Origin of the sequence: Marinifilum sp. D714 (genome assembly GCF_030851345.1) — a bacterium.
Taxonomy (GTDB): domain Bacteria; phylum Bacteroidota; class Bacteroidia; order Bacteroidales; family Marinifilaceae; genus Marinifilum.
Genome location: NZ_JALPNU010000003.1, coordinates 118,392 through 133,080, shown reverse-complemented (window position 1 = coordinate 133,080; position 14,689 = coordinate 118,392). Strand labels below are relative to the sequence as shown.

Annotated in this window: 8 protein-coding genes; 5 read left to right on the top strand and 3 right to left on the bottom strand. The window is 35.8% G+C overall.

Annotated features, from left to right (window positions below):
• The first annotated feature begins 38 nt into the window (after positions 1-38).
• From M0051_RS04185 to M0051_RS04170, 4 genes are all read left to right on the top strand, one after another.
• Complete coding sequence (locus M0051_RS04185; protein WP_306740292.1) at positions 39-3,371, top strand: SusC/RagA family TonB-linked outer membrane protein; 3,333 nt, start codon at positions 39-41, stop codon at positions 3,369-3,371.
• A 9-nt stretch (positions 3,372-3,380) separates the two neighbouring features.
• On the top strand, positions 3,381-4,712 hold the full coding sequence (locus M0051_RS04180; RefSeq protein ID WP_306740291.1) for a RagB/SusD family nutrient uptake outer membrane protein: 1,332 nt from the start codon (positions 3,381-3,383) through the stop codon (positions 4,710-4,712).
• Positions 4,713-5,109: 397 nt separating this feature from the next.
• A complete protein-coding gene (locus tag M0051_RS04175; RefSeq protein WP_306740290.1) occupies positions 5,110-5,880 on the top strand; it encodes a LytTR family DNA-binding domain-containing protein in 771 nt (256 codons plus the stop codon).
• 61 nt (positions 5,881-5,941) lie between these two features.
• Positions 5,942-6,412, top strand: a complete 471-nt coding sequence (locus tag M0051_RS04170; RefSeq protein WP_110359693.1) for an RNA methyltransferase — start codon at positions 5,942-5,944, stop codon at positions 6,410-6,412.
• Between the two features lie 699 nt (positions 6,413-7,111).
• Here M0051_RS04170 and M0051_RS04165 read toward each other — a convergent pair.
• The 3 genes from M0051_RS04165 to M0051_RS04160 form a co-directional block, all read right to left on the bottom strand.
• Positions 7,112-8,071, bottom strand: a complete 960-nt coding sequence (locus M0051_RS04165) for an energy transducer TonB (protein ID WP_306740289.1) — start codon at positions 8,069-8,071, stop codon at positions 7,112-7,114.
• Between the two features lie 512 nt (positions 8,072-8,583).
• Positions 8,584-8,739 carry a helix-turn-helix domain-containing protein gene (locus M0051_RS19735; RefSeq protein ID WP_373568299.1) on the bottom strand — a complete coding sequence of 52 codons (156 nt, stop codon included), beginning with the start codon at positions 8,737-8,739 and terminating at the stop codon, positions 8,584-8,586.
• Between the two features lie 86 nt (positions 8,740-8,825).
• Positions 8,826-9,470, bottom strand: coding sequence for a hypothetical protein (locus M0051_RS04160; RefSeq protein WP_306740288.1), 645 nt, complete (start codon positions 9,468-9,470; stop codon positions 8,826-8,828).
• A gap of 1,048 nt (positions 9,471-10,518) precedes the next feature.
• Between M0051_RS04160 and cas9 the strand changes: the two genes are divergently transcribed.
• Entirely contained in the window at positions 10,519-14,685 is a 4,167-nt protein-coding gene (gene cas9 / locus M0051_RS04155; RefSeq protein ID WP_306740287.1) for a type II CRISPR RNA-guided endonuclease Cas9, read from the top strand.
• Positions 14,686-14,689 lie beyond the last annotated feature (4 nt).

Genomic DNA, 14,689 nt, shown 5'->3' with positions numbered 1-14,689 from the left:
ATAACCATTAATTAATAACCAATAAAAAACAAAAGTTTATGAAAAGAATGCTAACCTTGCTTTTGATCTTATTGCCCGCATTTGTTTGGGCCCAAGAGATGAAGCTGATTAAAGGAAAGGTACTTTCTGAGAAGGATGGTGACGTTCTGATTGGTGCTTCGGTTTATATCGACAAAGCAACAATTGGAGCTGAAACAGGTATGAAGGGAATTATTGAAAACATTAGCTTGGGAACCATTACAGATTTCGATGGAAATTTTAGCCTTGAAGTTCCTAAACAATTAAATACCATTTCATGTAGCTTTTTGGGTTTTGAAACTCAAGTGGTAGACATTAAGGGAAAATCTTTCGTTACCATTAAATTGGGCGAATCAACCAGTGAATTGGGAGAGGTTATCGTTACAGGTTACCAAAAAATTGAAAAACGAAAAGTAACTTCAGCAGTTGTTAAGGTAAATGCTGATAACATCCGTCAGGCTGGTGTTGCCAATGTAGATCAAATGTTGTCGGGTCAGTTGGCTGGTGTTACCAGTGTGGTTCAAAGTGGTGCTCCGGGTGCTCCTGCTAAAATTCGTATTCGTGGTACGGCTTCATTAAATGGTACTCAAGATCCTCTTTGGGTATTGGATGGGATTCCATTGGAAGGAAATGATGTGCCTGATTTTAACGACAAAGACAATATCGATCAATTGTACAATTCTTCGATTGCCGGTTTAAATCCTCAGGATATCAAAGACATTACCGTATTGAAAGATGCTGCTGCAACTGCCATTTATGGTGCTCGTGCTGCAAATGGTGTAATTGTAATTACATCTAAAAAAGGGAAAGCGGGAAAAATGAGAGTACAGCTTACCAGCAATACTTCATTTATTTCTAAACCTGATTTTGACAAATTGAACCTGATGAATTCCAGCGAAAAAGTGGATTTGGAGTTGTTGATGGCAGGAAGAACAGATTTAACTTATAATGCTAGTAAAGGTGGTGTAGCTCAAATTTTAAATGCAAATAACGATTGGGACAATTTCCAGGCTGGTGGTATCGATGCAATTAGTGCCGAATCTCTTGCCGCAATTAACCAATTGAGAACGATTGATCCTAATTTGGAAGATGAGTTGTATCAGAATGCAGTGAACCAGGATCACTCATTAAGCATCTCAGGCGGTAGCGAAAAAGCAACTTACTATTTCTCTGCTGGTGCACACACCGAGAAAGGTACAACCAAAGGTACATCGCTTAATCGTTACAATGTTACTTTAAAAACTGATTTTAAATTAACCGATAACTTGTCTTTTGGGGTAAGCATGTTTGCCAACCAAAGAAGAAACCAGAGCTTCTTAACAGAGGGGAGCATGTTGACCAACCCATCTCAGTACATTCGCTCATCTAATCCTTATTTGAGATTAAGAGATGAAAATGGGAACTATGTATACAACCAGAACGAAAAAGGTTCATGGCGAATCATTAATTTGGACTATAATATTCTTGAAGAGAGAGAAGGCACAAGCCATGTTTTAAAAGGGAACAACCTAAACTCTATCTTTAAGGTGAACTGGAAAATTCATCCAAATTTAACTTATAGATCTCAATTCGGATACCAGGTTGACAAATCGAATACTACCAAGGAAGCAGAGCAAGAGACATACTTCGTACGTAGAACTCGTTACAAGAGTGGATATGGTAGCATAGTTGATAATAAGTATGAAAATTACTTTTTGCCTGAAGGTGGAATTATTAAAAACTGGGATGCAGAGAGTACTTATTACAACTGGAAAAACATTCTTCAGTATTCGAAAACTTATAACGAATTGCATGAGGTTGATGTGATGGTTGGTAGTGAGATCAGAGAATCTAAATATACTCAGATTGCAACTTCTGCTTACGGTTGGAATAGCAAGAATAATACGTCTAAGCCAGTAATTTATAGAGATGAAGCGGATGCAAAATCATTCCCACTGTTTACCAAAACCTATAGAAAGAACAGATATGCTTCTTTCTTTGGAACAGCATCATACACCTTCAACAGAAAATATACATTCTTTGGTAGTGTGCGTTTCGATGGATCAGACTTGTTTGGTGTAGATTCAAAATACAGATACCTGCCTTTGTATGCATTAAGTGCATCATGGAATGCCAAGGAAGAGTCTTTCTTTAGAGATGTGAACTGGTTGAGCGCGTTAAAATTCAGATCTTCATATGGTTTACAGGGAAATATCGATAAACAAAGCTCACCTTATATTGTAGGAACGCCAACTACGGTAACCAATTTGCCAGGAAACAGTGAGAATGGAATTTCAGTTTCAGGTCTTCCTAACGACAAATTAAGATGGGAGAAAACTTCAACTTATAATGTTGGTTTCGATTTGTCTGTTTTGCGTCATGCTGTTCGCATGTCCTTCGATTATTATCATCGTAAAGGAACTGATTTGATTGGATCGCAAGCCGTTCCATTGGAAAATGGATTCAATTCAATGTCGGTAAACTGGGCTGAAATGACCAATAAAGGTTGGGAATTAAGCATTTCTACTCGTAATATTAAAACAGACAATTTTGAGTGGAATACAAACTTTAACATTGCTCACAACGAAAATAAAGTACTAAAAGAGCAGCAACAGATCAATTCAACAACTCCATCACGCGAAGGTTACTCAGCCAATTCAGTTTGGGTAATTAAAACTGCAGGATTGGATGAAAACGGTTACCCTCAATTTGAAAAAGATGGTAAGATTGTATCGGCAGATGAGTATTTCGCATTGTATGACCAAATGGCTGACTATTATCCTAACTATTTGGCAGGATCGAGATTTTCTAATGAAGAGTTGAATGACTTGCTTGTGAACGTAGGTAGTAGAGATCCTAAATACTCTGGTGGTATCATCAATACTTTCAAGTACAAGAACATTGACCTTACGGTTTCGGCCAACTTCAATTTGGGAATGAATGTAATGGAAAGACCTCCTTATAGCATGACTCAATATGATAAATCAAACAATGTTTCAAGAGTTCTTTTGGATGTATTAAGAGGTGACAACAAATCATTACCAAACCTAATGACAAAAGCATCGGCAGATGGACAGTATTGGATGCAAGAGCAATTATACACCAATCTGCGTCCTGATTTCTACAATAGTTTAGACATTTGGCACAAAGAGGTGAATTACCTAAGAATTAGTAGCATTCGTTTGGGATATACCCTAAGCAAGAACATGCTTCAAGATCTTGGTTTGTCTAGTGTTCGTTTGAGTTTTGAAGCCAGAAATCCTTTCGTGATTTCAAATGGATTTGATGGATATTTCGATCCGGAATCTTTTGGAAATATTTATGCTCAGCCACAGCAAAAATCTTATACCATTGGTGTTAACCTTACATTTTAATTGAGAGAAATGAGAAAATTTAGTACATATTTATTTTTATTGCTGGCAGTAGTATCATTCTCTGCCTGCGAGGATTATTTGGATGTAAAGCCAAAGGATAGAGTGATTCCAACTACAGGGGAAGATTTTAGAGATCTTTTAAGTAGTGCTTATAATGCAGTGCCTGCTGATAAAGCAAAGTTGGCTTTTCGTACCGACGAAGTAAAATTAAATGAAAGCAGATGGGATTTATCCAATGTAAAGGATATTTACATGTGGAACGATGCCAATCCTGCCGATAATACAATTACTTATACTTATGATATTTTTTATAAAGTAATCATGTATGCCAATCATGTGATTGCAGAAGGTGGTGATGCAACCGAAGCAACACAGGAAGAAATTGATCAGATTGTAGGAGAAGCGTATCTATTAAGAGCTTACATTCATTTTAACCTGGTAAACATGTTTGGAAAGCCTTATCAGAAAGCAAGCGCTGCTACAGATCAAGGAATTCCTCTTTCTCTGGAAATTGACAGCGAGGCAGCGTACATTCCCAATACAGTTGCTGAAGTATATGAGCAAATTCAATCGGATATTGCAGATGGTCTTTCCAAATTGAAAGTGGATACTTATGCAACAGGTTTGAACTATCGATTTAGCAAGGTGGCTGCATTGGCATTTCAGTCGAGAGTATATTTGTACATGGCTGAATACGCAAAAGCTCAGGAAAGTGCTATGGAAGCTTTAAAATTGAAATCAGACTTACAGGATTTGCCAGCTGATAATTCGAAAGCTCCACACATGTACGATGCTGTAGAAAGCATTCTTGCCATGGATGATAATATAACTGATTATTTACGTGATGCTACTTATATTTCGGAAGAAATGAAGGCTGCATTCGATCAAAGCAATGATTTACGTTTTGCTTTGTATTTTAAAGCAGATGGTGAAGAGTTTGCCATTGATAAAGGGATTGAGCTGGCTTCGAAATGTACTTTCCGTACTGCTGAATTGTATCTGATTGTAGCAGAATGTAAGGCTCGTTTGGATGAATTGGATGACGCGAAAGATTATTTGAATCAGTTAAAAGCAAAACGATTGACAGCGGATTTCTATGCTACTGAAGAAACAAGAATCAATGCATTGAATAAAGCAGATTTAATTGCCGAGATTGCCACCGAGCGTTTCCGTGAGTTGGCTTTCGAAGGTCACCGTTGGTTCGATTTAAGAAGAACAACACAGGAAGAAATCGTTCATACATACAAGGGTGAAACTGCAACTCTTGTAAAGAACGATCCTCGTTATACATTGCGTTTCCCTCAGGAAGCGATTGACAATAACCCTAATTTGAGAAATTAGGATCATTAGCATATCAAAAATTGGGGCATTCCATTACGGAATGCCCCTTTTCTTTTGTAAATTGGCGCCTTGAAAAAGCGAATACACTATAAGCAAATTTATTTTTAGAATATAGGAAATAGATATGCATTAGTTTTATTTTGGAATTCTCCCTTTTTAGGGGAGATGGCGACAGCCAGAGGGGTGCGTTTATTTATATTTTTACCAATTCACCCTTTTCCCTATCGGGATTTTGTTCACATACAATTTTCACATTAATGTGTTCACGAGCTCGGCTTCGCTACGGTTCCCTTACAAGGGAAAACTAAACTTGAAAAAGCTATGTGAGATTCATCTGTAACTAATCAATATAGTTTTCATATTTGTGTAAAAAGAGAGTTGTAAAAAGCAAGAGGAGATGATAGAAGTAGTAATCATAGAGGATGAGCAGTTGGCAGCACGTGAGTTGGAGAAGATGCTTTTGAGCCTGCGCCCAAATCAAGTTCAAATTGCAGCACATTTAGAGAATGTTAAGGATGCTGTAAAGTACCTTTCTTCACATAGGCCCGATTTGATTTTTATGGACATTCACCTGGGCGATGGCAATAGTTTTGGCATTTTCGATAAAACAAGTGTTGATAGTCCCTTAATTTTTACTACGGCTTACGATCAGTATGCCATACAGGCCTTTAAGCAAAACAGTGTGGATTACTTGCTAAAGCCGATTGATCCGGATGATTTGGAAATGGCATTGCAAAAATTCGAAAAAAGATATCAAAAAAAGGAAACGGTTGATTTGTCTTCCCTGCAGCAATCTTTAAATCATTTGATGGCTGGAAATGCATACCAGGAACGTTTCATGGTAAGTCTTGGCGATCGTTTGTGTTCTCTTGAGGTAGATAAAATCGCCTATTTTATGGCCGATGGAAAATCGCTTTACCTTTTTGGTTTCGATGGACACCGTTATTTGTGCGATGGGACATTAAGCTCTTTGGAGAGCAAGTTGGATCCCAAAAGATTCTTTCGCATCAACCGTAAGTTTATGGTGAGTTATGCCTCCATTATCGACATGCATTACTACTCGAAAACACGAATCAAACTCAACTTAAAACCCGATCAGGCCGAATGTATGGATGCCATAGTGAGTCAGGACCGAAGCAACGATTTTAAGAAGTGGTTGAACGGATAATCACAATCTGATTTGAAAGATGAAGCCAATATAGATTTACAGCAGGTAATTTAAAGTACAAATGATAGATACACTGGAACAAGGATTTTTTGGAATTGGAATACAGAATGGAAAAACACCAGAGAATTTAGGGGTGTTGTGGCGATCGGCACAGAACATGGGCGCCAGCTTTATTTTTACCGTTGGCAAACGCTATGCAAAACAAGCCTGCGATACACACAAGGCCACAGGAGCCATGCCGTATTTCCATTACGACAATTTCGATGATTTTTATGCCCACCTGCCAAAGGGAGCCGTTCTGGTAGGAGTGGAGCTGGATGATAAAGCTGTGAACCTGGAAGAGTTCAAACATCCACGCCGCTGTGTATACCTATTGGGCGCCGAAGACAACGGCTTAACCAAAACTGCCATCGAAAAATCGCACCACCTGGTAAAATTCGATACTCGCCTAAGTGTAAATGTTTCGGTTGCCGGTAGCATCATCATGTACGATAGAAACCTGAAAGCCAAGTTTGGGCAGACGATGTATTAGATTGGTAGCTATGCTGATACAACATGCTTGATATGTTTTGTCAAAGATAGATTTTGGCCTAAAAGAACAATCATTCTTAAAAATACTTGGGTTAAAACCCAAGGTAAAGAGATCATGTAAAGCACAAACCATTTCCATTTGTCCTCTGCTTTAGCAGCTACTCTTTATACAAATTTATATTCCTGAATATAATTCGAATGAGAATTAAATATACAATCGTTTAATTCTAAATTCTCCCTTTTTAGGGGAGATGCCGACAGGCAGAGGGGTGCTATTGCTTATATTTTTTACTAATTCACCCTTTAGTCTGTCGACAGTTTGTTCACATTAAACTCCATTTTCAATTGTGTTCATGAGCTCCGCTTCGCTACGGTTCCCTAAAAGGGAAAAACTCAATATGAAAATGCTCTTTAATATTCATTTGTATCTAATCAATATCGTTATTTCATATTTGTGTATAAAGAGTAGGCTTTAACAGAGGGCTATATTTTTATCTGGTATTAGATCTTGGTCTGGACAAAATAATACCGATTGTGGAAATCTTCGTCATCAATATTGATTAAATGTTTGATTAAAGTTTAGGATATCATTAAAATAAATAAGGCTAACTTATAGTAGCCTTAAACACATATTGTGAGTCGTAATAACTCAATATTATTAATCAGAAAGTAAAAGGTAATTTGATTGAATCTTTATTGGTTATTCGAAAATTATCGGATGTGTCTGCATTACATTTACAGCTGTACCACTTTGCTCGCCAGGGATCCAATCTGGCATCGATTTTATTAGTTGCAGCGCAACTGCATCGGCAAGGGGAGTTAAGCCTCGAACAACTTTAGGATTAATTACTTTTCCATGACAATTAACAGTAAAGCTCACAAATACCCTTCCTTTAAGTTTGGCAGAATGTACTTTTAAATATTTATTTAAAGCTTCAGCACCACCTTTATATTCTGGCATCTTTTGAACCAACATAAAAGCCATTTCTCCACAATCGAATTCAAGATCACTGATTTCATCTTCGTGAGATACTGTTTCCTCTGTAGTTTCATTGTCTTCAACAATTGAAACAACTTCAAACTGCTCATCATTTTTGTGATATTCAAAATCACTAAGGCTAATTGATTCTTTTTTATTGGAAGATGGTTTTACAATATAGCCATGCCACATAATAAGTGAAATGGCTTTATAAATAGGTTCATCTTTTTTATCATCTGGGATAATTGATTTTATGGTCCCAATTAATAATGTGGACGAAAGTTCATCTGTTATGGTTGGATTCTTAGAAAGATAATTAACATGACTCAATAGTTGATAATAAGTTGATGTAGTATCGTTTTTTGTATTATTTAAATGATATGATTTTTGCATACATTGTTTAAGCAAATCGAAATCTAAATAACCTGATTTAAGGTATCCACTTTTAGAAAGAATAGAGTCGATTTCCTGTTTCTTTTGTTCAAATTTTTCAATGTTCATTTTAGATACAAATCCTGTATACTGATCAAAAGCATCTAATAAATAATTCACATTTTTATTAGCCTTCGCTAAGTGTTTGTTTATGCATTTTAAAGCAGCCTTCTCTGCTTTTTTTTCATTCTGAGAAAAACTTGTGAAACAAGATGATATCAGAAACAATAGGATAATTAGATTCTTCATTTTTATTATTTAGAGATATTGGTTCCTTATTTTAAATCGTATTACATAAAATAAAAGTTCAAATTTATCAAAAATGAACATATATGGATTACAAAATTGTAAATCAAGAGTGAAAAATGAATAATTAACTAAAAGTTTAAACATGTGGAGGGAGAGTTAATACAGTATTATGAATTTGGGCTATAAGAGGCGTTAATGTTCTATTACATGTCTAGCAGATTTTGGCCTAAAAGAACAATCATTCTTAAAAATACTTGGGTTAAAACCCAAGGTAAAGAGATCATGTATAGCACAAAGCTTTTCCATTTGTCCTCTGCTTTAGCAGAGGGCTATATTTTATATTGTGATGTCTGGTATTAGATCTTGGTCTGGGCAGAATAATACCGAATGTGGAAATGAATGAGCCATTGCTTTGCAAGCTCGCACTGCCTAAAATTTTTTAAATCGACATTATACCATTTTTCTATAATGGCTCATTAAATATTACATTTGGTTGAAGTTTCCCATAAGGTTCACATGTCCACAATTCCCCTCCGAAAATCAAGCGGACTTAGCCCAATTTGCTTCTTAAAAGCCGTTGAAAAGTGCGAAGCATTCTCATAGCCGCATTTCAGGCCGACTTCGGCGATTTTTAGCTCAGATTTTAGTATAGGATTGGAAAGGAGCAAACAGAAAAGAGGCTTCGCTTGCCTGCAAGTTTGAAGCCTCTTCAGAATTTGGTAAGGATATAAGGGGATAAAACCTTCAATTAAAACTATTCGATTGGCTCCAATACCACTCGAACCACATTCGATTGTTTGCCCACTTTTTGTCCTTTGTAAATGTAGTAGGCGTAATATTCTCTTATTTCGGTCTCCTTAGTGCTGATTCTGGCACGGGTATCGTCGAAATGAGAGAGGTTTACGGTAGTTTCGAAGTTGTATTCTCCATCATTAATTTTGGAGTAGAGTTTTATGCCGTCCATCGGACTTTTTTGATAAGTAATGCGGGGAACACCACCTATTGGTTTTACATCCAACTTTGGTCGTTTGTTGTTACTTTCTTCAATCTTTTTTTCATTCAACAATCCCAATTCCCTTTTTACATTTTCAGGAACTGCCGGGTTCAGATCGACCTCGTTTTTATAGTCTCGTAGTACTCTGTCACAATCTGTTTTGCTTCCTACAAACTCTTGGCGCTTATTGTGAGAAGCCTGTATCAATTCATTTTTCTCTTTCCTCAGTGCCTCCACTTCTTGTAGTTTGGCAATTAAGGCTTCGGTGGCTTCTTTGGGCAGAATTCCCTGTTCGATGTAGGCTGGAGCCTTTTCAATAAAATTATCCGATTTTTCTGCATAACCTTCTTCGGTTGAAGAAATAAAACTTTTAATTGTTGTGATCAATGTTAGGATAAAACTCATAATGATTTCTTTTTAATTCGTAAATATTAAGTTGGGCGTCTATATTAAAGCTAGAAAACTTGCCCAGAAAAAACACGAAAAAATATATATTTTTTTGATCAACAGGCTGAAAGACTTGTGTTTTCAATGCTTTCAGAAATCAAAAAATCATTAATGTATGGTTGATATTAAGGCAAATTTGAATTTATAAACTCAAAAATATTGATTAAGTTTAATAGTTGAAAAACCTAAAACAAGAGTTACACAAGGATTTAACTTTAGCCTAAAATCTGGTAATGTACAGATAATTAACTATTAAGGTTTGTGGTGTGGAAAGTTGATAAAAATTAAGCTTTTGCTTTATAAATAAAATTATGACTATATAAAATGCAAAGGATGAATCGCTGTATAATACAAATAGTAGGCAAATTAAATGGTTTTATATTCTGTTACAACAGTTATGCATGTAAATAGAAATCAATTAAAATCTAAGAATTTAGAGTTTGTAAACAGCCCAAGTCAATTTGAAAACAGCTCATATTAGTTTGTAAATCGCTCAAATTAGTTAAAAAACAGCCCAAATCAGTTTTAAAACAGCTCCAATCAGTTTAAAAACAGCCCATATTAGTTTGTAAATTGCTCATATTAGTTTGTAAATTATCCAAATTAAACTGATTCCACATCAGAATGAACTGTTTTGCTTGGCCAAAAATTTAATCTTGAATAAATAAAAATGGAGCTAATATCGAACCAGATTTATCCAGAATAATTACTGTTTACTTCTAAATAATTTTTTTATATTTACATATTGTTCATTCTATTGAGAAGAATATTATTCAATCACATGACCAACACTTCGCACAATTATATCGGTTTACTTCACGAAACAGCTTGGATTATAGCTATGGAAACCGATAGCTCATATATCAGGAAAGATTAGAGCATAAAAAAGCCCCGAATGGAAAGTCGAGGCGGCTTAAATGTTTTCACAACGGAATAATCCTTATTGTGATTTGCTTACAGAATGTACTCCAAAAATAGAAACAATAAACTAAACATACAACTCATAATGAAAAAAATATTAGGATTAGATCTTGGAACAACCTCAATAGGTTGGGCTTTGGTTAATGAGGCTGAGAATGATTACGAACATTCAGAAATAATTAAATTGGGTGTACGCGTTAATCCATTAACGACAGATGAGCAAACCGATTTTGAAAAAGGTAACCCATTATCGGTGAATGCTGATAGAACTTTAAAGCGTGGTGCAAGAAGAAACCTACAACGTTATAAACAAAGGAGACAAAACCTTAAGGAACTACTTATAAAATCGGGTATAATTCTGAAGGATACAGTTTTAACGGAAGAAGGAAATTTTACAACTCATGAAACTTGGAGATTGCGATCAGCAGCAGCAACTGATAAAATTGAGTTGGAGGAGTTTGCCAGAGTATTGTTTGCCATTAATAAAAAAAGAGGTTACAAAAGTAGTCGTAAAGCCAAAAATGAAGAAGAGGGAAGTGTGATTGACGGAATGGCTATAGCAAAAGAATTATACGATAAAGGATTGACTCCGGGACAGTATGTATTGAACTTGTTAAATGATGGTAGAAATTATATTCCAGAATTTTATCGTTCTGATTTAAAATCAGAGTTCGATGCAATATGGAATTATCAGAAACAGTATCATCCGGATATTCTTACCGAAGAGTTTTACAGGAAACTTGAAGGGCAAGGGCAACAAAATACTCGAAAATTGTTTTTAGCAGTGCACCAGATATACACTGCTGAGAACAAGGGTAAACGTGAGCAAGTAAAATTACAACATTATCAATGGAGAGTAGATGCTCTCCAGCAGCAGTTACCGATAGAAGTTATTGCTTACGTATTGGTCGAAATTAATAATAACCTAAATAAATCGAGTGGCTACCTGGGAGCTATTAGCGATAGAAGTAAGGAACTGTATTTTGAAAAGGAAACCATAGGACAGAATCTTTATCGCCAGTTACAGAAGAATTTCCACGGCAGTTTAAAGAACAAAGTTTTTTATCGTCAGGATTATTTAGATGAGTTTGAGAAGATATGGGAAACACAAGCTCAGCACCATAGGGAGTTAACTCCAGAACTGAAAGAAGAAGTGCGCGATGTTGTTATCTTTTATCAGCGTAAGTTGAAATCGCAGAAACACTTAATTAGTAATTGTGAGTTTGAACCGAAACATAAGGCTATACCAAAGTCATCACCTTTGTTTCAAGAGTTTAAAGTTTGGTGCTTGGTAAATAGTTTAGAGCTTCAAAACCAGAAAAGTAAAGAGCAGAGAAAACTTGATGAAATGGAAAGGCAGATTTTGTTCGAAGAGTTGAATGTAAGAGGAGATTTAAGTCACGATCAGGTATTGAAGTGTTTGGAACTACCGAAAAAAGAATGGAAACTGAACTATAAGGAAGGGCTTTCAGGTAATACAACAAATCAACAGCTATATGGAGTTTATCAATTGATTGCAGAGTATGAGGGTTATGGATTCGATTGGGCTAAGAAATCAGCAAGAGAAATTAATGAGGAGTTGAAAGCAATCTTTCCAGAGATTGGTTTATCTGAAGATTTACTTCGTTTTGATGCCGATATTAAGGGAAATGAATTTGATAAGCAAGCTGCATATCAGTTATGGCATTTGATTTATTCTGTTGAAGATGATGAGAAGATTAGTGAGGAAGATCAGTTTGTTTATGGAAATTCGGCAGTAGCATTAAAGAAAAAGCTGCACAAAGGTTTTGGTTTTCAGCCTCAATATGCAGCTATGTTGGCTAATTTAAATTTGCAGCAGGATTATGGACAATTGAGTGCTCGTGCCATAAAAAAGATATATCCATATTTGAAAAAGGGATTTCTGTATTCCGAAGCCTGCAATGAGGCTGGTTATAATCATTCACACTCTTTGAATGCAGAAGAATTGGCAAGTAGGGAGCTAAAAGATCAATTAAATTTATTGCCCAAAAATAGTTTGCGCAATCCTGTGGTTGAAAAGATTTTGAATCAAATGGTGAATTTGGTGAATCAGGTAATTGAGGTATATGGAAAACCTGATGAAGTAAGGATTGAATTGGCTCGTGAGTTGAAAAAGTCGGCTGATGAGCGAAAGAGAATGACCCAAGGAATTAATGATGCTAAGAAAAGAAATGAAGAGATTGTTAAAATTCTTAGAAAAGCTCCTTTTAATGTGCTGAATCCTACAAGAAATGATATTATTAGATATAGACTATATGAAGAATTGAGTGAGAATGGTTATAAGACCATCTTTACCAATCGTTATATTTCACCATCACAACTATTTTCAAAGGATATAGATATTGAGCATATTATTCCAAAAGCAAAATTGTTTGATGACTCTTTTTCGAATAAAACGTTGGCTTTTCGGGAGGTGAATTTGGAAAAAGGTGATTCGACTGCAATGGATTTTATTTCAGAAAAATACAGTGTTGAATTGCTGGATTTTAAGGCAAGAGTGGAAAGTTTGTATGCTGCCTGGTTAAAAACTCATAATACCAAACAAGTAAAAGGCATCAGTAAGGCTAAGTATGAAAAATTACTGATGAAGGAAGTGGATTTGCCTAATGATTTTATTGAGCGTGATCTTAGAAACAGCCAGTATATAGCTAAAAAAGCAAAGCAAATGTTAATGGAAGTAATCCGAACGGTTAACACCACCTCGGGTAGTGTTACTGATCGTTTGCGTGATGATTGGGGATTGGTGAATGTAATGAAGGAATTGAATTTGCCGAAGTACAAAGCTTTAGGTTTGACCGAAGAGCAGGAAAGAAAGAATGATCAGAAAGTACTGGTGATAAAAGATTGGACCAAGCGCAACGATCATCGCCATCATGCTATGGATGCCTTAACTGCTGCTTTTACTACCTACGATCATGTTCAATATTTAAATAACTTGCATGCTTCTCGCGAGAAAGAGAGCAAACTATACGGAATTAGAAATAAAATAACGACCGCTTTAGAGACTAAAAGCGGGAGAAAGAAACGTGTATTTAAATCACCAATGCCCAATTTCAGACAGGAGGTTAAAAATCATCTGGAACAAATACTAATTTCATTTAAAGCTAAAAATAAGGTAGTAACGCAGAATGTAAACCATTACAGGAAATCTGGTGAAACCTTTAAAAAAGTACAACTTACACCTCGCGGACAGCTACATAAAGAAACAGTTTATGGAAGGATAATAGAGCAAGGGGTAAAAGAGGAAAAATTAGGTGTCAAAATGACTTTTGAAACAGCACTAAAAGTATGCAAACCAAAATACAAGGATGCCATTTTAAGGCGCCTGGCTGAATTTGGGAACGATGCCAAGAAAGCATTTACCGGAAAAAATGCGGTTGCAAAGAATCCAGTTTATACCGATGCTGCAAAACAAGAACAAGTGCCTGAAAAGGTAAAAATTCATGTAGCAGAAGAGAATTATACCATTAGAAAGGAAATAGGACCTGATTTAAAATTGGATAAGGTAATAGATGAAGGTGTAAAAAGAATTTTGAGTGCCAGACTGGAAGAGTTTGGAGGCAATGCTAAGGAAGCTTTTTCAAATCTTGATAAAAATCCAATTTGGTTGAATGAAAAGGCTGGAATCGCAATGAAACGTGTTAAAATCTCTGGTGTAAAAAATGCAGAAGCCTTACACGATCAGAAAGATCACAATCGCAATTTAATAATGGATGCTGAAGGCAAAACCAAACCAGTAGATTTTGTAAGTACAGGAAACAACCATCATGTGGCTATTTATAGAGACCACAAAGGCAAATTGCAAGAACAGGTTGTTTCTTTTTATGAGGCTGTTGCCAGGGTAAATGCAGGAGTTTCTGTAATTGATTACGACTATAAGAAGAAGGAAGGATGGCAATTTTTGTTTACCATGAAACAAAATGAAATGTTTGTTTTCCCTGCCGAAGGTTTTGATCCAAATGATTTGGATTTATTGGATGAGAGAAATGCAAAAGTAGTTTCGAAGCATTTGTATAGAGTACAGAAGATTGCTACAAAGAATTATATGTTTAGATTTCATTTGGAAACAAATGTTGAAGAAAATAAAGCTTTAAAAGATATAAGCTATATAAATATCAGAAGTACAGCACCTCTTGGAACAATTAAAAAGGTGAGATTGGATCATCTTGGTAGAATTGTAAGTGTTGGAGAAGAACTTTACCAAAAGCAAGAGTTGGAAATGAGTATGTGAAATT